At 47.0% G+C, this 20584-nt stretch carries 18 protein-coding genes and 1 pseudogene; 9 read left to right on the forward strand and 10 right to left on the reverse strand.

The window, feature by feature from the left end; translation table 11 throughout:
* Window positions 1-20: 20 nt before the first annotated feature.
* Both IDJ77_RS06615 and IDJ77_RS06620 read left to right on the forward strand, forming a co-directional pair.
* Window positions 21-1187, forward strand: a complete 1167-nt coding sequence (locus tag IDJ77_RS06615) for a type IV secretory system conjugative DNA transfer family protein (RefSeq protein ID WP_191188151.1) — start codon at window positions 21-23, stop codon at window positions 1185-1187.
* 365 nt (window positions 1188-1552) lie between these two features.
* The gene (locus tag IDJ77_RS06620) at window positions 1553-2677 is read left to right on the forward strand and encodes a hypothetical protein (RefSeq protein WP_191188152.1); all 1125 of its coding nucleotides are present in this window, start codon (window positions 1553-1555) and stop codon (window positions 2675-2677) included.
* Between the two features lie 29 nt (window positions 2678-2706).
* On the opposite strand, the gene IDJ77_RS06625 is transcribed toward IDJ77_RS06620, so the two are convergent.
* Window positions 2707-2973 (reverse strand): hypothetical protein, encoded by a 267-nt coding sequence (locus IDJ77_RS06625; protein WP_191188153.1) that lies wholly within the window; start codon window positions 2971-2973, stop codon window positions 2707-2709.
* 116 nt (window positions 2974-3089) lie between these two features.
* On the opposite strand from IDJ77_RS06625, the gene IDJ77_RS06630 reads away from it, so the two are divergent.
* Together IDJ77_RS06630 and IDJ77_RS06635 are read left to right on the forward strand one after the other, a co-directional pair.
* A complete protein-coding gene (locus tag IDJ77_RS06630) occupies window positions 3090-3545 on the forward strand; it encodes a hypothetical protein (RefSeq protein ID WP_191188154.1) in 456 nt (151 codons plus the stop codon).
* Window positions 3546-3549: 4 nt separating this feature from the next.
* Window positions 3550-6495 (forward strand): type IV secretory system conjugative DNA transfer family protein, encoded by a 2946-nt coding sequence (locus IDJ77_RS06635; protein WP_191188155.1) that lies wholly within the window; start codon window positions 3550-3552, stop codon window positions 6493-6495.
* 1 nt (window position 6496) lies between these two features.
* On the opposite strand, the gene IDJ77_RS06640 is transcribed toward IDJ77_RS06635, so the two are convergent.
* Window positions 6497-6856, reverse strand: coding sequence for a helix-turn-helix domain-containing protein (locus IDJ77_RS06640; RefSeq protein WP_191188156.1), 360 nt, complete (start codon window positions 6854-6856; stop codon window positions 6497-6499).
* 133 nt (window positions 6857-6989) lie between these two features.
* On the opposite strand from IDJ77_RS06640, the gene IDJ77_RS06645 reads away from it, so the two are divergent.
* Window positions 6990-7433 carry a hypothetical protein gene (locus tag IDJ77_RS06645; protein ID WP_191188157.1) on the forward strand — a complete coding sequence of 148 codons (444 nt, stop codon included), beginning with the start codon at window positions 6990-6992 and terminating at the stop codon, window positions 7431-7433.
* Window positions 7434-7577: 144 nt separating this feature from the next.
* Here IDJ77_RS06645 and IDJ77_RS06650 read toward each other — a convergent pair whose 3' ends face one another.
* Entirely contained in the window at window positions 7578-7802 is a 225-nt protein-coding gene (locus IDJ77_RS06650; protein WP_191188158.1) for a hypothetical protein, read from the reverse strand.
* Window positions 7803-8461: 659 nt separating this feature from the next.
* Between IDJ77_RS06650 and IDJ77_RS06655 the strand changes: the two genes are divergently transcribed.
* Entirely contained in the window at window positions 8462-8905 is a 444-nt protein-coding gene (locus tag IDJ77_RS06655) for a hypothetical protein (RefSeq protein ID WP_191188159.1), read from the forward strand.
* A gap of 154 nt (window positions 8906-9059) precedes the next feature.
* On the opposite strand, the gene IDJ77_RS06660 is transcribed toward IDJ77_RS06655, so the two are convergent.
* Together IDJ77_RS06660 and IDJ77_RS06665 are read right to left on the reverse strand one after the other, a co-directional pair.
* Complete coding sequence (locus IDJ77_RS06660) at window positions 9060-9413, reverse strand: response regulator (protein WP_191188160.1); 354 nt, start codon at window positions 9411-9413, stop codon at window positions 9060-9062.
* 106 nt (window positions 9414-9519) lie between these two features.
* The gene (locus IDJ77_RS06665; protein WP_191188161.1) at window positions 9520-9978 is read right to left on the reverse strand and encodes a helix-turn-helix domain-containing protein; all 459 of its coding nucleotides are present in this window, start codon (window positions 9976-9978) and stop codon (window positions 9520-9522) included.
* A gap of 5 nt (window positions 9979-9983) precedes the next feature.
* Here IDJ77_RS06665 and IDJ77_RS06670 point away from each other — a divergent pair.
* Together IDJ77_RS06670 and IDJ77_RS06675 are read left to right on the forward strand one after the other, a co-directional pair.
* A pseudogene (locus IDJ77_RS06670) lies at window positions 9984-10469 on the forward strand (magnesium chelatase subunit ChlI family protein); the annotation flags it as partial.
* A 105-nt stretch (window positions 10470-10574) separates the two neighbouring features.
* The gene (locus IDJ77_RS06675) at window positions 10575-10949 is read left to right on the forward strand and encodes a response regulator (RefSeq protein ID WP_191188162.1); all 375 of its coding nucleotides are present in this window, start codon (window positions 10575-10577) and stop codon (window positions 10947-10949) included.
* 67 nt (window positions 10950-11016) lie between these two features.
* Here the strand turns inward: IDJ77_RS06675 and IDJ77_RS06680 are convergent, their stop codons facing one another.
* Together IDJ77_RS06680 and IDJ77_RS06685 are read right to left on the reverse strand one after the other, a co-directional pair.
* Window positions 11017-13989, reverse strand: coding sequence for an outer membrane beta-barrel protein (locus IDJ77_RS06680; RefSeq protein WP_191188163.1), 2973 nt, complete (start codon window positions 13987-13989; stop codon window positions 11017-11019).
* A gap of 213 nt (window positions 13990-14202) precedes the next feature.
* A complete protein-coding gene (locus IDJ77_RS06685) occupies window positions 14203-14931 on the reverse strand; it encodes a collagen-like triple helix repeat-containing protein (protein ID WP_191188164.1) in 729 nt (242 codons plus the stop codon).
* A 204-nt stretch (window positions 14932-15135) separates the two neighbouring features.
* On the opposite strand from IDJ77_RS06685, the gene IDJ77_RS06690 reads away from it, so the two are divergent.
* Window positions 15136-15408, forward strand: a complete 273-nt coding sequence (locus tag IDJ77_RS06690; protein WP_191188165.1) for a hypothetical protein — start codon at window positions 15136-15138, stop codon at window positions 15406-15408.
* A gap of 103 nt (window positions 15409-15511) precedes the next feature.
* Here IDJ77_RS06690 and IDJ77_RS06695 read toward each other — a convergent pair whose 3' ends face one another.
* From IDJ77_RS06695 to IDJ77_RS06705, 3 genes are all read right to left on the reverse strand, one after another.
* Entirely contained in the window at window positions 15512-18115 is a 2604-nt protein-coding gene (locus IDJ77_RS06695) for a zinc-dependent metalloprotease (RefSeq protein WP_191188166.1), read from the reverse strand.
* Between the two features lie 93 nt (window positions 18116-18208).
* Window positions 18209-19522 (reverse strand): PDZ domain-containing protein, encoded by a 1314-nt coding sequence (locus tag IDJ77_RS06700; protein ID WP_191188167.1) that lies wholly within the window; start codon window positions 19520-19522, stop codon window positions 18209-18211.
* A 44-nt stretch (window positions 19523-19566) separates the two neighbouring features.
* The gene (locus IDJ77_RS06705) at window positions 19567-20559 is read right to left on the reverse strand and encodes a YihY/virulence factor BrkB family protein (protein WP_191188168.1); all 993 of its coding nucleotides are present in this window, start codon (window positions 20557-20559) and stop codon (window positions 19567-19569) included.
* Window positions 20560-20584 lie beyond the last annotated feature (25 nt).

Below are 20584 nucleotides of genomic sequence, written 5' to 3' on the forward strand. Positions count from 1 at the left end.
CAAGGCTATATGCTTAGTACATGCCTGACCTCACACCATTCACGCCAATAGGACAAACCAACTGGCGCAACCACAATCATATTTTCGGTATTAAACCCACCGACCGCCTATATCACATATTTTGCCTGGGAAAAACTGGTATGGGAAAATCCCATTTGCTCATAAATATGGCCGTTGATGACATGCTCAAAGGCTATGGTATTTGTGTGCTTGACCCCCACAGCGATACGGTAGAGGCGGTATATAAGAAAGTCCCGGAGCACCGCCGAAAAGACGTAATCTATTTCGACGCGACCAGCCGCGACAGCCTGCCGGCGTTCAACCCGCTGGCAGATGTGCCGGAGCATCAGCGACAGCTTGTAGCGTCCGAGATGATAACGACCTTTAAGCGGCTCTTTAGTGACGCATGGGGGAGCAAGCTTGAATATGTATTGCGCTTCGCCATTGCCTCGCTGATGGAATATCCCAATGCTACATTGTTAGATATATCTCTGCTGTTGACGGATGCCTCTTTCAGGGCGGAAGTACTTAAACACGTTACCAATCCCTACACTAAGTCCTTTTGGGTGAACGAGTACAATATGTACTCCGCGAGTATGCAGGCGAGCACAGTGCAGCCGATCTTGAACAAGGTAGGGGTATTGCTTGCCAACGATACGTTACGCGGCATTTTCGGGCAACAGCAAGGTCTGTCTTTCGAGCAGTGCATGAACGAGCAAAAGATTGTATTAGTAAACCTCTCTAAAGGCGAGATAGGTGAAGACGTGGCAACTGTACTTGGCAGCTTCATCATCACCAGCATTCAAAATGCCGCCATGCGTAGAGCATCAATACCGATAACACAGCGCAAGCGGTTCTACGTGTTCATAGACGAGGCGCAGCACTTCGTTTCCACCTCCTTCGCCGCCATGCTCCCGCAGGTGCGAAAGTTCGGCTTGGGGCTGTTCCTGGCCAACCAGCACCTCGACCAGCTGGAGCCGGACACGCGAAGCGCCATTCTTGCAAATTTCGGGACGCTGATAGTATTTAGGGTGGGGCTGGAGGACGCGAAAGTGATGGAAAAGCAGTTCTATCCCGTGTTTACGTATGACGACTTTATCAGCTTGCCTAAGTATCATATCTACATAAAGCTGCTGATTGACGGGGCGGAGAGCAAGGGGTTTAGTGCTGTCACCTTAAATTACTGAAGGCCAAATCTTTCTTTTTAGTAACTATTTAATTAGGAAAGTTTAACTCTTGACAAATATCGTTTTATGTGCTAATCTAAGTAAGATTTAACTGCTTACCAAAGCTTGGCTGTTTTGGTAAGCAGTTAAAAATGAAAACAAATAACAAAAGAAAACGAAAATTATTTTTCCTCACCCTTGTCATCGTGACAATAGCCGTGGGATTGTTCCCTGTATTAACGCAAGCCGACCTAATATTGACCCGCTGGCTCTTTGCTATATTTAAGGTCTTAGCATGCATTGTTTGCTTTATATTAGTGATGGCGATAATAAAAAATCCTAACCCCTTATAGGGGTTTTTTTATTATCTTGAGATTTTATTTGCAATGGAAATTTTTATTCAGATAGGCTTAGGTACAATTGCCGCAATTCTTGCTATTTCAAGTGAATTAAAAGACACAACTCAAGAAAATGTAAAAAAAATCCTTAGGCGACTTGCGTTATTATTAATCGTAATAACACTTCTAATGAACATTTACGACGTTTTGAGCAAATACGAAAAAGAGCTTGACGACAAAAAGACAGCAGACGATGATAGGAAAGAAAGGATTGGGAATGAGAAACAAATTTTGCAAAATGTTTCAGTGCTGTACGATAGCTTAAAAAACATGAGCGATACATTGAAAACTCAATTAGCCGTTCAAAAAGCAACTAATAGGACCGCTACACATCTTATGAAGGCTAATAATGATATCAATATAAGAGAAGAGCAAATCGTGTTGAATTTAGAGCGAAGTCTGAATCCAATAACTCCTATTAAAGTGTCTGTTTATTATCAGGTTTCACTTGATGATGAAAATCTCAGCAAATTTAAGCCATATATACTGAACTATAGTGACAGCATATGTAGGCGTAACGACAGTTTACAGGTAGTATATAAAAAATCAGCCGAGTTTAAACGTTATCCTTGGTCGCAAGCGTATACTGGTTTAAATGGCGACTTTTTCCATCTACATAATCTTGAGAAAAAACTACCATTTTATACTCGTTTCGTTTTAAGTTACTTAAAAAACATTGAATTAAGGGTGATTATACCTCATAAGGGTAACGATAGTTTTAACAATACATACTATTTGACGAAATATGTTAACGATTCAGAACCCCTCGAATACATGGACTTGGCAGTAGATATGCTTACACAACAAATCTTTATAACGGAGCGCTATACTATTACTGAAACGAATAGTTCCGGGATCAAGAGAAGTCCGCGGGCGATTGGATTTAATGATCTGAATGGGGCTATTCTTCAATTTTCTAATTTAAATTTAAATGCCCAGCTGAAACTTATAGAATTGTCTTCTACGTCTGGAATTAAAACATTCCTTTCAATACCGTTTACGGAAAAACAATTCAAGTATGATAAGTATTATAATACAAAAATTTATGAGCGTAAGATATCAACATCAAATTTTACGTTAACATCAGAATCTCCTTTTTACGAAAGATTTTAATCAATTAACGTTCGGCCAAAATGACGGATTTAGAGATACTTCTCGCCAAGCTTTCCTAAGACACTCTTATGCTGCTCCATCATTTCCGTCTGCCTTTGCAGCAGGTCGTTGTGCTGTTCCAATAGCTCTGTGTACTGGCTTTGCGCGCGCCTGATCTTGTTGATGCCAAAGAACCAGCGCAGCGCGTAGCGAAACAGCCAAAGAAACAAGGCAAGGCTGATTAAGGGATGGCTGTCTATGAAACTGTCGAATATCAGCCAAAGCTGAATGTGCAGGAGAATGGCGAGTAAGCTCATAACAGTAAGGTGAAAAGGTTTGTCCGATAAATGTAGGAACCTGCTTTTAATTTTCCAAGAAATTTGCTTTTTTAAATAGCGCTAAGTAGCTTTATGCCAGCCAATAACCTATTCCCATGCCACAGAAAGCCCTCAAGCACGCGTACCGGCATTTCGCCGACCTCCAGCTGTCATCCGACGAATGCTATGCCAAGCTGGAAAAAATCATTTCCTCGTGCGACTATCCCGACATCAAGGTCGAGCGCCGCGCGGTATTCGAGAGCAGGAACGTTTTGCAAGACAAGCGGGAATACTTAGTAATACGAAGAAAGCAGCTGTGGTTCTATGTCTGCGCCGCTCCGTACGGACGAAGCTATTTTGTCAGCTGGTGGTTCTGGCACAAGCGCAACTGGCTGCTCGACTGGATTTATCAAAGTCCCGTGATGAGCTACCTGTTCGAGGACACCGAGGCGACCATGTACGCGCAGGACACCCGCATCATGTTCGAGCGAAGCATCGACGCGCTCATAGGCGAGGTGACGGCAACGCTCGACCCCATTCACGCGAAGCGGCAGGCAGCCGCGCTGAATTAGCCCCATGAGCAGCCGGGGCAGGTCGCTCACCGAGCAGTTCTACGAATGGGAACGGCGAGGCAGGGGGTGGGACGCGTTCGGCAAGCCGGTGCAGCTTGAGCCCGCGTTCGTACCGTTCTTCGGGCATTTCGTAGCAGGCGGCATCATAGACGACGGCAAGCGTCCCGGCTTCCTGAGCAGGCTGAAAGGGTGCCTTGCGCCGAAGCAAGCGCCTGCAATGGCCGAAGCCCCGGAAGATGAGGGTATCGCGGTTCCTGACGACGAAGGCCCGCCACCTCTCGCCATCTACGGCGTTGCCATTCCCAAAGGGTACGCTCTTAAGGGCGAGACGATGGAACGCTTCCTCACCATGCTTGCGCTGTGCAGGGAGCCTGTCAGCTTCGAACTAATTGCGGAGCGCGAGACTTTCAGCATCCAAGTTGCGTGCAGCGAGGACATCGCGCCGTTCATACACATTCAGTTGAGTTCGTACTTCCCCGAATGCGCGGTGCACGAGAAGCAGGCGGACGCGGTGCTCGATTGGGCAAACGAGCGACCGGCGGTGAGCACGGTGGATTTCGGGCTGCAGGAGGAGTGCTTGCGCCCGATTGCCACGCTTCGCGGAGGTTACGACCCCTATACGCCGCTGTTCGGCACCTTCGAGCGTTTGAAAGACGATGAGGCAATAATAGTGCAGGTGCTGTTTTGCGGCGCGCTTAATGCCTGGGGAGAAAGCGTTGTCCGCGCGGCAGGGGACGGCATCGGAGGATCTTTCTTCATTGACGCGCCAGAGATGCCGCAGCTGGCGAAGGAGAAGACTTCGCAGCCCCTGTTTTTTGCCAACGTGCGGATTGCGGCATTTGCCGACCGAGTGCAGAACGCCGCCGCATTGTTGCAGCACAGCGCGGTGGCGGTCGTTCATGCTTCGACCTCGCATCACAACGCCTTGCAGCCATTGAATACGCCAGCATACACCATCGACCAGCGGCTGTCGGACTTGGCATTGCGGCAAAGCCATAGGTTGGGCATGCTGCTCAACGCTTCCGAACTCTCAACCTTTGTCCATCTTCCAAGCACGCAGCTTTCCAAGAAGCTGCTCAGGCAGCACCGCGCCACCAGGCAGGCACCGCCTCATCTAATCAACAGTTCTTACATCTTGGGGTTAAACGAGCATCAAGGGCAGGAATTTGCCGTGGGCATAGGCACCGACCAGCGACTCAAGCACATTCATATCATGGGCGCTACAGGCACGGGGAAGTCTACGCTGCTGCACAGCCTGATGATGCAGGACATCGCGGCAGGCAATGGCATGATGTGCCTCGACCCGCACGGCGACCTGATTGCCGGACTGCTCTCAAATGTTCCGGCATCGCGCATCAATGACGTGGTACTGGTTGACCCGACAGACAGCGAGTTTCCGATAGGGCTAAATATATTGGAAGCACATACAGATGTTGAGCGCGAAATCTTGGCATCAGACTTGGCGGCGGTATTCAGGCGTTTCAGCACTTCCTTTGGCGACCAGATGTACAGCGTCCTTTCCAATGCAATCTTGGCGCTACTGTTCAATGCTAAAACATATCATTTGGGCGATTTGCGCAAATTCCTCATCGAACCGTCATACCGAAACAATATCCTTTCAAACGTCACCGACCCCGACATCGCGTACTACTGGCAAAAGGAATATCCATTGCTCAAGGCAGGCGGTTCCGTCGGGCCCATCCTGACCCGCCTTGACAGCTTTCTGCGCCCCAAGGTCATCCGCGCGATGGTATGCCAAACGAGGAGCATCGACTTTGGTGCATTGATGGACAGCGGCAAAATCATATTGGTGAAGCTGTCGCAGGGGCTGATAGGTGCAGAAAACAGCTATCTTTTGGGCGCATTCGTCGTGGCGAAATTGCAGCAGGCGGCAATGGCCAGGCAATCGCAGGCGGTTGAGCATCGCAGGCCGTTCTTCTGCTACATTGACGAGTTCCACAACTTCGTCACTCCCTCGATGGCGGCAATCGTTTCGGGGGCGCGGAAATACGGGCTGGGGCTGGTACTGGCGCATCAAGACATGCAGCAGGTGCAAAAGCACGATATGGAAGTTGCCAGCAGCGTACTGGCAAACGCGGCAACGCGCATCTGCTTTCGATTGGCCGAGACCGAGGCGAAGCGCATGCAGGAGGGGTTCGCTTCGTTTTCCATGGAAGACCTGCAAAACCTGAGGGTGGGCGAGGCGATTGCGAGGGTCAACACTGCGGACGCGGATTTCAATCTCGCCATCGTTCCGCGTGATGCCAGCAGAGAGGCGGACAACACCGACGCAATCGTGGCGAATTCTCGGCTGAGGTACAGCGTCCCCGTGATGCCCGTCGCGCCAGCAGAGCCGATAGCCGCAGACGCTCAGGCATTAGTGAAAATTCCTGAAGCAAGGCCATTGCCACAAGCGATGCCAATACCGGTGCGCATAGAGCCAATCGAGCCATCTGCAACAACCCAGCTGGCGCGAGAGCACCGCTACACGCAAGCATTCATAAAAACATTGGCAGAGGAACACGGCTATATAGCGCACCTCGAAGTACCAACGCCCGACGGCAACGGGCAAGTGGATGTATTGCTTGAAAAAGCAGGGAAGCGCATTGCGGTCGAACTATCAGTGACGAACACGCCCGAATACGAATTGAAAAATATTCAAAAGTGCTTGAGTGCGGGATATGAGAGCGTAGTCTGCTGCTGCGCGAATAAAAAGAAATTGGCGGCTATAAAAAAATTGGTGACTGCCGCCGTGCCTGTCGCTGACATGGGCAAAATAACTTTCGGCACCGTAGAAGACTTTCACAGCATATTGACCGCTGAACCACAGCAGCCCCCCAAACCACAGCATACGGTGATGAAAGGATATAGAGTTAAGGTGCGATATCAAGAAGGGGGAGTGAATCAGCAAGCACTTTTGCAAAGTATCGTGAACGGGTCGAGGAAATAGCCTATTTCTTCGACAGCAGTTTTTCGATAATAATATTAAGGCGAGCGATCTCGTCGTCCTTTCCGGCAATCAGCTTGTCGTACAGTTCCTTTTGCCCGAACCCGACTTGCTCGACATAGCCGAACGACTGCTGCGTTCCCTTGTTGGACTGAAAATTGACGATGGCAGGCTGTCCCGAAAGGATATCCATGGGCGACACGCCGAGCACTTCTGCAACCTTGACGAGCATCGCGGAATCAAGCTTTGTTTGATTAGTTTCTATACGTGAGTATGCGTTCTGCGCAATCCCAAGTTTGGCGGCAACATTCTCCTGCGAAAAGCCGCGCAGTTCTCTAATCATCTTGATCTTTTCTCCGAACATGTCTGTATTGCGATTTGTAACGGCATAAAGATAGCGGATAAATTATCCAATTAGCGGATAAAGTATCCAGTATTTGGGTTGGAAGGAAATCCGGCTTTATTGAAATTGCATCGCACTTAAACCCAAATACAACATGAAAAATACCTTGACTCTAAAAAATTTCTTTTTATTCTTATTTTTCTCAATTGCGGCAGCATCCTGCAAGAAGGGCGGCAGCGACAACGGCACCACCGTTAAGCCAAGCACCCTCACCGGCGTGACGTGGACGAGCAACAAGGTGGAGTTCCAGAAAGCAGACGGCAGCTGGGAGGCGCAGACAGACGGCGACTTCCATTTCGCGTTCGTGTTCAACTCCGACAACACGTTCTCGGTCACCCAGACCTACTTCAACGGCGGCAAGGGCACCAAGACGGGCACGTGGCACCTGATTAACAACGACACCCAGGTCACGCTGTCGGGCAACAGCTACGCCGACACCTATACCGTCACGCAGCTTACCTCCTCTACGCTGCAATGGACGGCAATACCGAGCAGCTTCTTCGGCAAGAGCGGCGTGCGGGAGACGTTTTCCCACTGATTTAACTGCAACATCGGAAAATTCTCTTATTTTTGTAACTCTATTGCTGGCGGCATCCGCCGCCATTGTGATAAGGTTTAGGTTAAAGCCCCCAAGCAGCGAGTGTGAGGGGGCTTTGTATTTTATTGCCGGCAAGCGCCTTTATTAGGACTTTTTCTTTTTCGCGGCAGCGGCAGCCTTCTTGCTCGACCTAAATCTCATATCGGTAGTGCCGTCCTTTTTTACGTGCTTGTTGTCGTTGTACCGCCTGTCGGGCGTGCCATCCTTTTTCAGATGCTGGAAGCTTGCATAGGTCGCGGCGTGAGCGGGTAGCGTGATTGCAGAGGAGCTTAAAGCCGCCGCGATTAGTAAGGCGAATAGTTTTTTCATAATACGTAGTTCGTTTGTTTCTTAAAACAGTCGTTGTTCTAAAAAGTTTAGCCGAAGCACAAAACTGTTATCGTGAATATGGCAACGCCATTGATATATTATTTAAAAAAGGAGCATATAATAATCCCTTGATTTGACGCGGCGAATGTTATATTTGAGCAACCGTTTATCGCCTAAGTAGGAGAAGTATTGTTTCATTTAATTTTTGACCGATGATTTCCAATTCCTTGTCAAGACAATCGGCATTCAAGCCCTGTCTTTGCGGCACGACAAACTGGGTTCGTACGCCGCGCCCATGGGCGGCAAAAACGTTGTTCTTTTGGCTACCGCTCAAGCGGTACAAGTGCTATATGTGCGACCGTAAGCGGTGGACCCTGGGAAAGTGATTGAGGGGGGGGATTTATTTAGCTGCAAATTATTATATTGACTGATGGTCAAGCTATATTCAAAAACGACGGTCTTCGCCGCCTGCGGCTGCAATCTCCATCTCCCCGCTTCATTCAGGCGACTGCCATTGCCAGCGACGACACAATTCATGCTTTCATGGTTGCGATTGAAACGGTATCAGTGTCGTCACTGCGGTTGCATGCGCTGGATGATGCCATAGCGCAGTAAATGTTAGTTGGAGTACAACCCTTTAAAGCCTAAAATAGTATCTCTTGAATATTGTTAAATCCCTCTATCTTCGCGCCAACTGGCTCACCAAGTCCTTGAGCGTCGTGAGCCTGCTCGTGTTGACCAATACGTTATTGCTGTATGTCCTTGTCTGTTTGCCATTCCCCGATGCGCTGAGGCACCCGTTCTGGTCTTTTGCGGCAATGCTGCTTATACCTTATCCTCCGGTATATTTCGTTCTTGTGGCAATCTACAATCGTGTGTTTCGGTTCATCGGTCTCAAGGGAAACGTCAACCTAAAAGTTCTCTTCGCGGCCATAGCAGCCATTTTTTGCGCGGGAATGTTCATCAGCCGCCAGAAAGTTCACAGCCCCTATGTCCAGGCTATCATTTTCGTTTGCTATTTTTTGCCCGCGTTGATGGCAAGCGCAATCGAGTTTGCGCTATTTCCCATTCGGCTAAAGCGACCAGCGAAGTCACCGTCTTAAAAGAATACTACAGGTACAAAAAAGCCTCCAAAGGAGGCTTCTTAGATATATGGCAGGGGAAAATACAAAAGGATGATTCCATCAAGATTTTAAATACAGCTGCAAGTTAGCGATACTTCGAGTTATCAGTTATTACAGTATTGGCGTTTAAGTTTTAGCCTATATAAGTTTCTATAACTTCTTGGATTTCCTCAACGTTAAACGGTTTCATGATGCAGCCGTCTGCGCAATTGTCCAGAGCAATTTGCCCTATTTCATTAAGAGCTGAGATGAGGATTACCGGAATATCTTGAGTAGCCTGATTTTGCTTGATCTCCAAGCAGAGGTCGCCGCCCCGGCTGCTCCCCATCCAGTGGTCTAATAAAATCAGGTCGGGTTTCATGCTTTCAATTTCTGCAAGGTCTATTAAGGTGGATTTTAGTGCAACCTCAACTGCTTTTTCCTCGCAAATGAGGCCGAGCAATTCTAATGTTGCCTCGTCATCCTCGATGATAAGAATTTTTTTCATTGCTAAATTTTTAGGTTCACAAATATATCTATTAAAAGGAATTTATCTGTACGCGCACGATTACTTCATTTCCCAAACGGCATTGGTAATTCAAATAAAAACACCCCTATACGGGGTGTTGTAGTAAATTGCTTGGCAATTGCTGCCAAAGATCAATGATAAGTTTTCTTGTGCTTGGGTATGCAACAGGCTTGCCCCGCTCCCAGCGCATCGCCGCGTCCACTGATATGGACAGCCGCCTCGCACATTCCTTGAAGGAGAGACCGTGACAGTGCCGCAAATGCTTCAATTTACCGGCAAGGCTGTCGGTCTCGTGGTCGAACGGGTAGTAGCCGAGAAACCGAATGATAGCAGGGTAGTGCTTCATCAAAGGCTGGCTGCGTTCCAACTCCCAGCCAGTAATAGTGTTTTCTTCAACTTCTAATTGATCGGCAACAGCTTTTTGCGACAACTTACCTTCTATCCGCTTCTTTCTGATGTGCTCACCGATAGTTTGCGGATTTGGATTATATTGCGGAACATTTGGCTTTTTAACAACTTTAGAACGTGAAAGAAAATTTCTCACAGGGATGCCCCTGCGGGTATTATAATCATCCCGAGAAGGAATGCATTTGCCCGCCGGGTACGGTACAGAAATATCTCAGCAAAATTTCCGGTCCGCTGTTAGATCGTATCGATCTGCATGTAGAAGTTACACCGGTAAATTTCACCGAGCTATCCTCGGACAGGCTCGCCGAGAAAAGCGAGTTCATCCGCGAACGCGTTATCAAAGCCCGCGAGCGGCAGATAGAACGTTTCGGCGCGAAGCCCGATCTGCACGCCAACGCGCAGATGAGCCCTCAAATGGTGCGCGATATTTGCAAAATAAGCCAGGCCGGGCAAACGCTGCTGAAGAAAGCAATGGAAAAGCTTGGGCTGTCTGCCCGGGCTTACGACCGGATATTGAAAGTATCGCGCACCATTGCCGACCTCGCCGGTAGCGAAGAGATCCTGCTGGAACATTTGGCCGAGGCTATCCACTTCAGGAGCTTAGACCGGGAGGGCTGGGCCGGTTAACGGCAGTTTACGGGGCGGGTGTTGGTGTGAGCAACCGATTTTGGTTGTAATTAAAATATTTGCTTTCTTTAAAAGTTATTTATAGCTTCACACTTCTACACCCCGATGAATAAACAGTCTAAAAAAATTATCATTTTCGACGATGACGAGGATATCTTGTCTATCTGCAGTTATATTTTAGAAGAGCAAGGATGGGAAGTGCATACTTTTACCGATTGCAATCATATAGTCGAAAAGGTAGCCGGCATCCTGCCCGATGTTATTTTGATGGATAACTGGATCCCCGACGCCGGCGGCATTGTGGCTACCCAAACGCTAAAAAAAGATGAAGCGCTGAAGCTCATCCCTGTAGTATATTTTTCTGCTAACAGCGATATCCAGCTGCTTGCAGACCATGCCGGTGCCGAAACTTACCTGGCCAAACCATTCGACCTGGAGGAACTGGAGCGGGTTATCAACACCGTGCTGGTAAATAATTAACTTATAGTTCTTCATACAAAAGAAGGCCTTCCGCTTATAAACGGAAGGCCTTCTTTTGTATGCCTTTTTACATTGGGCCGCCGCCGGGACCACCCATACCGGGACCGCCACCGCCTGGCCTTCCGCCGCCGCCACCAGGGCCGCCGCCGTCTCTAAAACCACGGCCGGGTTCTTGTGTTGGTGCTTTTCCCGAGAATTTTTGCAGCCTCAAAGTAAACGATAACAGGAAGTAGCGGCCAAGTTTGTTTACGTTGGTTTGGGTTTGTATGCTACCCACCGTTGTTGTTGAGAAGCCTGTGTTCTCGTTAAACAGATCGTATGCGGCCAAACGCAGGGTACCTCTATGATCCTTCAGGAAACGGCGCTCTACATAAGCATTAAAAATATTGGGGTTTTTAACGTTTAGTTTGGCATCGTACCCGTAGTTTAAGGTTTTGGTATAATCGTAATTTAATGTCCAGTCTTTCCAGAAATAGTTTTTACCGCTAATAGCAAGATCCAGCGTGCGGATATTAGTATTGGCGCTGTAAAGCGGGCCCGTTAATGAGTTGCTTGTTTTGTTGATGGTATAACGCGCAGATGTTTCGGCATCTATTACATCGGTAATATTTACCCTGAAGCGTGTGCGCGGAGCAAGCGTGAATGTTTTGGCAATGTTTTTTTGCACCGGTGATTCGATGTTGTTTACATCTACCGAGTCTGAGAAACCAATGTTGTTGGTATAGGCCACCTGCCCGTCAAACGTTAAGGTGTATTTGCGTTCCTTCCATGGCTTAGAGAAAACAAAGCCACCATTTACCTGATAGTAGCCCCCTGTATTAAGATACTGAGTCAAATTGGTGTTCACCAATTTTTGCAAATTAGGGTTAGCTGCCAGGGCGGCTGCAGAAAAGCTGCTTGGGTAAGCCGTTGTTTTAGATACGATCTTGTTATCGGTTTGGGTATACCCAATATTAGTAAAGAAAATGTCGCCTGTTTGGAAACTGAATTTATTGTAACGCAACTGGATATTGTTGGCAAATTCAGGTTTCAGATCCGGGTTACCCTGAACCGGGTAAAGCGCGTTAGATAGGTCTATTACCGGTTGCAATTGGTTAAACGCAGGTTGGTTGCTGTTACCGTTGTAGTTAAAATTTAACGATTGGCTCCTCGAGAAGTTGTAAACAAAACGTGCCGCCGGGATAATGTTGAATGTAGTTACCCTTGTTGGTACGGTCGTCCTGTCAGAAAAACCTTCCAATGTGGCTGGCTGTGCACCAATACCAATCACGTAGTTGTATTTGGTTTGAACAAAGCGGTAGTTAAAACCAAAACGGTTTGTGGTAAAGGTGTAACGGTAGTTGTTGCTTAACAGATCGTAACGATGGTACGCATCCGGATTAGTGGTGTATAAAGTATCTGTTTCTTTATCGCTGGTTGTAGATGAGTGGCTGAACGTGTAGTTACCCTCTAAATAGCCATGTTTACTTACCGGCTCCTGGTAAGATACGTTACCACTAACACTATTCACCCGGCTATCGGTATAAATAACCTGGTTTGCCGGGGCGTTACCTGCACCGGTAGTGTAATTGTATATCGGATTGTCGTAAGAGTTGCTTTTGTTCGATGAGCCGTTGAACGTGATGCTGAGGTTGCGGCCCCTGCTGTTAAAACGGTGGTTAAATAAACCGCTTAAGCCGTAATTTGGAGATGATGAGTTACTGATAGAATTTGAAGTATACGCCAGGTTGTTAACACCACCCCTGGTAGAAGTTACCTTATCCACACTGGTAACATCGTTGCCCGAATAGGAGAAAGTCGGTGTTATTTTAAGGTAGTTTATCGTGTCGGGCCTCCATTCGGCATTAAAAGTAAAACGATGGTTTACCGGGTTATTGGTTTCCTGGCTCTGCTGGGTACTAGTACTTGGCGGAGAAAAGTAATTGTTTTGTATGATATTAGAGTTGGTATAAACAGTATTATCATTAAAGCTGTAGCTACCATATACCGATAAGGTTTTGCCCCATTGGTCCCTAAAGTTTAAGCCGATAGAACGTGCGTTGGTGATGCCGTTTGCGTTGGTAGTAGACCCACTTGAGCCACCCCTTAAAGCATTGCCACGGCCGCCGCCACCGCCTCCTCCTCCGAAACCACCACCACCCGCGGCGCCGCCCGTTGCAGACCCAAAGCTAAAGGTGTTAACATTGGTGTTGTTGATGCTTCCTAAAACAGAGATCTGCTGATCGCCTTTAAATTTAAAAAAGTTTAACAAACCCAGGTAGCGGTTATCGTTTGTTACGCCCGGGTTCTTCGGGAGCAGATCGGAGCCATCGCCTGCTGTTGCCTGGCCAAAGTAGCCATAGTTTTTATCCTTACGGATGGTGAAGTTAAGTATTTTGGTCGGTTCGCCGGTACGTACGCCGCTCAGGTTTGCCTGGTCGCCGTAGTCGTCAACAATTTGTACACTCTCAATAACATCGGCGGGGAGGTTACGGGTGGCACTTAATACGTCGCCCCCAAAAAAATCCTTACCGTTAACCCTAACTTTAGTTACCTGTTTGCCCTGTGCTGTCACAGTTCCGTCTTTGGCCACATCAAGGCTTGGGATCTTTTTCAACACGTCTTCTATAGGCGCGTTTTCCCTTACCTTATAGGCCGATACACTGTACTGCACAGTGTCCTCCTTTAAAATAACCGGGTTTACCCCCACAATGGTTACCACGCCCAATTGGCGTGTTTCCGATTTTAGTATAATTGGGTCAAGCACTATGGCTTTGCCATCGGCTGCTATTGTATAATGTTTTATGATGCCCTGGCAACCAATAGAGGTAATTGTTAAATTAATTTTGGTGCCTTTTACCGATGGAAAGATAAACCGGCCGTTAACATCTGTAGTGGTTGAAAGGCTGTCGCCCCGATCGGATGATATTTTAACATTGCTGCCGGGGAGTGTTAGTTTGGTTGAATCGATAATAGTACCGCTCAGCTGGCGGCTACCCTGCGCATTTGATCGCAGCGTTGACAGGCTTAGGATAGTAAGAAGTAAAAAAATGTATTTCATAATGTATTTAAAGGAGCACATTGATATTATTATGTGTACGACACATATTTTATGCAAATGTTCACTTTATAGAATTTAAATATTTAATAATCATAGCATTGTTACATATTACAGCATGTAAACAATAGGATTGTTACATATAAAAAACAAAAGCCCCGCAATGCGGGGCCGAAGTTAAAATAAGCTGTACAAAAATTTATACGGGTGGCGGCGTTAATTTGATAAATGTAATACGCTGGCCACTTGGCTATAGTTTCTGAGATTTACATCTGGATGAGCGGCGCCAAATGTAGTAAGCGATGTGCCCTCGATGATCACCACCCTAAAATCAAGTCCGCTTGCGGTAAAGTTGGATTTTACGCTCACATAACCCACTCCGTAAGAAGACAGTGCCAATGTTTGGCCGGCCTCAGCATATGGCATTGCAAAAAAGCCGCTGTTGCTGCCGGTAATACGGAAGTACATCAGCACAAGCCCCTTGTCAACAATATCTTGTGTAATTGCAGGCACGCTAAATTGTGTAAAGCCGGTTAAAATAACCGATCTGTTGGTTAGCAATACACTGGATATATTGGCACTGCCATCGGCACCTGTAGCGCCCGTTGCGCCGGTAGCACCCGTTGGGCCGGCAGGTCCTGTTGCACCGGTTGCCCCTGTAGGGCCAGTTGCGCCGGTAGCACCCGTAGCTCCTGTTGGGCCGGCAGGGCCCGTGGCACCGGTTGCACCCGTTGCTCCTGCGGGGCCCGTGGCACCCGTTGCTCCATTAGCGCCGGTTGCCCCCTGCGGGCCTTGAGGGCCCGTGGCGCCAGTTGCTCCTGCGGGGCCGGTTGCACCTATAGCGCCATCGGCACCGGCAGGGCCGGGAGTAATAGTTTTTTTGCAAGCCCCAAGGGTAGTTAAGCAAATTATCGAAATCGCAAAAAAGGTATTTGTTAGTTTCATATCGGTTATGCTGAGTGTCTTTGTACGGGCGGGGTGTTAATAAGTTTCACTCAATGTGGAAAGAAAAAATATTTCTTACTAACCAATATTAATTTCGCCCTGCGATTGTACTCATAAATTGTTAACGATTGTTAAAAAACGACCCCTGCAAAGAATAAAACCTTTGCGCAACCGTTTTCGTTTAACACTACAAATCTTTAACCTATGGATAATATCAGAAAGTCGCTCCACGCCAAAGTGCACACGTGGATGGATGCTATTGGGTTCAGTCTCAATGCATCACAAACCAATTTTAAGAACAAGATCACCACCAATCATTACTTTTTCGAAACGTTTAATTTTTACGAAAAATCAAAAGGTGATGATATGTCGAAAGCGAAATTTTTGTGTTTTGATATGTATGGTGAAAAGATGAGTGTAAGGTCGCTGCTCGATCTGCAGACCGCCTTTTTTGAAAACATCAGCCAGCTGAAATAATTATTGCCCCGCTATTTATATTCTTAACTAAAAAACAAAACCCCCGCTAAAATAGCAGGGGCTTAATTTTTTTTGCATTTTACTGGCCAAGCCAGCATCTCTGTTAGTAATTTATTTCTGTTTCCTGTTGCTCCGGTTCGGCTAAACGGCCACCCACTGTCCCGCCAATAACATTAATAACCGGTTTTGTTGGGTATAGCGCCTCTTTTATGCGCAAGCGCAGGTCTGCATAATGTGCCGCGGTTAATGCGTCGCCGCCATTTGGCAGGGTGCTGCTTATTCTGGTAAGCTCGGCACGCACCATCGGCCTGATATCAGACAACGCGATGTTGATAGGCGTTAAACCGAAGTTTGCTAATTGTACGTTTGTAGCTCCCGGGAAGCTTTGGCTGGCATCCGTATTCAGGAACATCTTTAAATTTTCGATGTAGCCACGCTGTAAATTGCGCTGAAACTGATCTGGTTTACCGGCTGGGAATATGCCGCCGCGCAAATCGGTGAGCAGATCGCTTACGCGGTAAGCCAATGCGCCGCTTTTTGCTTCGTTATCAAACATACGGGCTAAGCGCGATGGGTTTAACACGTTTGCCAGCGCGTTTACCTGTACCGATTTGATACGGCCAAGAACAACCCCGTTGTCAAACTTGCTTAGTGCGGATGTGTTGATAAGCCAGGTTGGTGTTTTAAACAGCTGTTGGTTTAAAAACACAACCGCATCATGCTGCAGGCCTTTATTTACAAAGCCATAAACCGGCCCGGTTTGATCATACGTTTTAAAGTTCTCGTTCATGCCGCCAATGTTCATGGTAACGTGGCCTATATAGCGGTTGTACTGGCCAATAACTTCGTTGTACAGGGTTTGTACATCATCATACTCTTCGCCCTTCTGGAAGGTCCATTTTTCAATGTTTGGTAATATCCTTTTCAGGTTGGCAATACCGTAAGCGCTTGCTTTCATTGCATTATCGCCCAGGTCCTCGTTCTGCAGGCGCGGATCGATAGACGTGCCCTGGCGGCCATAATAATAAAGCGGGTTGCCCGCTTTTGCTTTTGTCCAGGTGTCGAGCGTTTCTTTCTCCTGTTTAACAGTTTTGTTGCCGTTAAAATAGCTATAACCCCATTTTACAGCCCAAAGGTCGTATTCGCCAATTTGCGGGTAAAAGCGGGTTACACCATCGCCCGGTTGGGCAATATAGTTAAAGCGAGCATAATCCATAATAGATGGTGCCGTGCCATGTGTAGCAGTAAATGTTTTAGAACGTAATGAATCGACCTTATAGGCATAGCTGGAACCAAAGTTATGTGGCAGGCCCAGTGTGTGGCCAATTTCGTGCGATGATACAAAACGGATCAGCTCGCCCATTTGGGTGTCGGTAAATTGCGGGTTGCGCACGTTGGGGTTTGTTGCGGCTGTTTGGATAAAGAACCAGTTGCGCAATAAGCTCATTACGTTGTGGTACCAGCCCACGTGACTTTCCAAGATCTCGCCGCTGCGCGGATCGGAGATATGCGGGCCGTAAGCGTTCTGTACATCTGATGCGAAGTAACGCAATACGCTGTAGCGGGCATCCTCGGTGCTAAATTCCGGGTCTTCTTTGGCGGTTGGGGCAACTTTACCCACAATGGCGTTTTTAAAGCCGGCGGCCTCAAATGCTTTATTCCAATCGTTAATACCGGCTATAAGGTATGGCACCCATTTTTTTGGCGTAGCCGGATCTATGTAGTACACAATTTGCTTTTTAGGCTCCACCAGTTCGCCGCGGCCATAGGCAGCTTCGTCTTTAGGTTCCAGCCTCCAGCGGTGGATGTATGAAGTTACTTCTGCTTTTTGGGCATCGGTACCGTAATCTGTTTGTCCCTGGCCAAAGTAACCAACACGCGCATCCATCAAACGCGCTTTCATGGGCGTTTTTGGCAGCAGCAGCATTGAGGTGTTCAGCTCGAAAGTTAATGCGGCGTTGGTATTATCGGTTGGTGATTCTGCCGCGCGGAATGTTTTCAGGGTGCGCACTTCCACATTTATAGGGAAGCTTTTGATGGTATCGATGTAAGATCGGGTGTTATCTATCCCGCTAACTTTGTAGGCTTTTTTAACGTTATCAGGCAGGCTGATAGCCGCTACATCGCCATTGTACATATCGGTAACATCTATCAATACGCCGGTAGTATCTTTATTGTAGGCTTTAATATCGAAAGAGGCTAATACTGCATCAAGGTTGGAGTTTTTAACGGACATGTACATGTCGCTGGTACTATCAGCACGTACCGAGTAACTTGGCACGCGGATGAATACCTGCTTATCGTGGCGCTCCCATTTCCAAACCTGGTCGTTAACTTCTTCGCCGCCGTATTGCTGGCCAAAAGATTTTAACCCAACGGGTGTTTTTACAAAGCGGGTAACAACCAGCATTTCGCGGCTTAGCAAGCTATCGGGGATCTCGAAGTAATATTTCCCTTCCACCTTGTAGGTTGGGAACAGGCCGCTATCGGCTTTAGCTTTTCCAATCAGATCGCTGAATTTTTTGATCCCTTCTTTTTTCGCCGGGCCTACGGTTGCTGTAGCAGCAGTTGCTCCGCCGGGCGTAGTGGTGGTTTTAAGGGTTACTGTAGATGCGGTTTCTTTTTTTGTAGCGCACGAGCTTGCTGCAACGGCAAGGGTGATAATTGCTACGCGCAGGCGAACGCCTACCCGTAAAGGTGTAGTCATATTAAATTTTAAATTAATTAGTAAAAAGCAAAAGCTAAAAATATGGAATATTATATAAAATCGCTAATGCCTATGGGTTTGTTACAATTAGCATTAAATGCGGCGGCGCAGGGTTAGTATTACACGGTCATACCGCTTATCGTGGTATACTTCTAATAAGATGCTCCGGTCGGTTTTTGATTTTAAAAGGTTGTCTACCTCCTCCACACTCATTTTTGCTACAGGCTTAAAATTGATAGAAACGATCTCATCATTCCGTTGTAAGCCTATCTCATCTGCCGGGGAGTTTGGCTCTACGCGGCTCACCACCAAATGATCGAGGTTATCACCGGTCGAGTAGTACTCTATGCCGCTCATATCGTGCTCAAATGGCTCGTTGTAGGTTTGGTTCGGCTTAAGGTATAAGGCGTTGTTGCTATAATCGAATATAACGTTGAATTTTTTTAATATCCCGATGCCCAAATTTCCATCGCGCGCGATCGAGTAAGATCGGGCTTCTGTAGCAATATCGGGAAATGATGTGATGACGTTTTTTACTTTGTATTTGCCCAATTCAATTTCGTTTATCCGGCTTATATAGCCACTTATGGGCCCGTTTAAAGCTACGCCGAGATTTGCCCTGATGTATGTTTTAGGCAATCCGTTAGTTTTCTGCAAGTTTTCCAGCGACAGGGGGTGCCCGGCACCAAGATCTATCACCAGTTTATTTTTTCCGCTGCGTCCATCCGGGAAAGTCACCATGGTTTCCAGGTAAGGTTTTTTGTCCTCTATGGTAATAGGTATCTTCTGGCTTTTTTTGGTCCCCTTCAGGTCTTTGGGGCGGCAAACGGTAAGGGTGCTATCAGAGAAGGTGATCTTTACTGCCAGGTTGTTAAAAAAATCCCAGCCTATTAAACCGTGTATAGGCATGCCTACATAGCTGGAAAGGCTGAAGTAATCTTTTTTTAAGATAGCCGATGATACACCATGGCTGGAAAGTCCGGGTATTTCCAGCTTTAAGGGAGTGGTTACAAAAGCCTCGTAATCGCCGTCTTCGCCAAGGCCGGATATTTTGATGGTGCGCTTTTGGCTGAGGTTTATGGAGTCGACCATGGTTGGGTCTGTCATGATCATAAGCCCTACGCCGGTATCCAGCACAAAATTAAAGGGCCCCTTATTATTTATCTGCATTTTAATAACCACCATATTGCGGATAAGGCGGAACGGAATGCTCACATTTTTACGGTTACTATCCACTGCGAAATACTGTGCCGAAGAAAACAGATAAAAGCAGCAGAATATAGCGGTAAGCCAGAAAGCCCTTTTTTTAAATATATGCACTACAGCTAACAAACGGGTAAAATTGGTAGCTAAATGTACGCCATTATTTACTAATGTAAATACCCCTGTTACAATATAGAAAGGCAAGGGGCTATGGTATATGATTTTCGCGGGCTCCCGTTACAACAATGCTATTTTTTCGTCTTTTCCTTATCGTCGCATTTAAGGTTGTCTTTTATATCGGGGTTTTGTGCGGGCAATTGTTTTACTACCCGCTCTACCTCTGTTTGCTGTACGTGCACAGCGTATTCGGCAGGTTCTATGTGGCTGCCAATGGCTTCAGCGTAAACCTGTGTAAACTCGGCACCGATGTACAGGATAGCTGCCGTGTAGTAGATCCAAACTAATATCACGATGAGCGAACCCGCTGCCCCGTAGGCAGAGCCAGGCGCTATATATTGAATATATAAGCTGATGATGTATTGCCCCAGCATGAATAGAATTGCTGTAAAAATTGCGCCAGAGCGTACATCTTTCCACTTAATCTTAACATCTGGCAGGAATTTAAAGATAATGCCAAATAGTACCGATATTACTATTAAAGTAATCCCGAGGTTGATACCGCTGATGAGGAGCTTGGTTACACTTGGTAAAAAGCGGGTAAGCTGGCCGCTCAAAGCCTCCATTAAAAAATTTACTACCAACGATGCCATCAGCAGAAAACCAAGGCTCACGATAAGGGAGAAAGATAAGAATCTGTTCTGCAGCATTTTTACCCAGCCTTTTTTAGGCTTAGCCTTTACGCGCCAAATCATGTTAAGCGAATCCTGGATCTCTAAAAAAATACTGCTTGCACCTACAAGCAAAGTTACTACGGCTATAACCACCGCGGTGCCTGTTTTGCCGCTCAGTTCCAGGCTCTTAAGCATGTCCTGTATCTGCAAAGCGGCAGTTTCGCCAACGTAATGTTGTATTTGGGGATAAAGGCGGTCGGTAGCGGCATCGTGGCCAAATACCAGGCTTGCCAGAGATATTACTAAAATAAGTAACGGTGCGAGGGAAAACACCGTATAATAGGCCAGCGATGCGCTCAGCTTTAAACCGTTATCATTACCAAAGCCGCTAAAAGTTGCTACTAAAACCTTCCACAGGTGCTTTAAATATTCTTTATCAAAAAACCGCATATCAATATATTTGTAAATACCTTTA

The sequence above is a fragment of the Mucilaginibacter pankratovii genome (assembly GCF_014773265.1).
Classification (GTDB): Bacteria; Bacteroidota; Bacteroidia; order Sphingobacteriales; family Sphingobacteriaceae; genus Mucilaginibacter; species Mucilaginibacter pankratovii.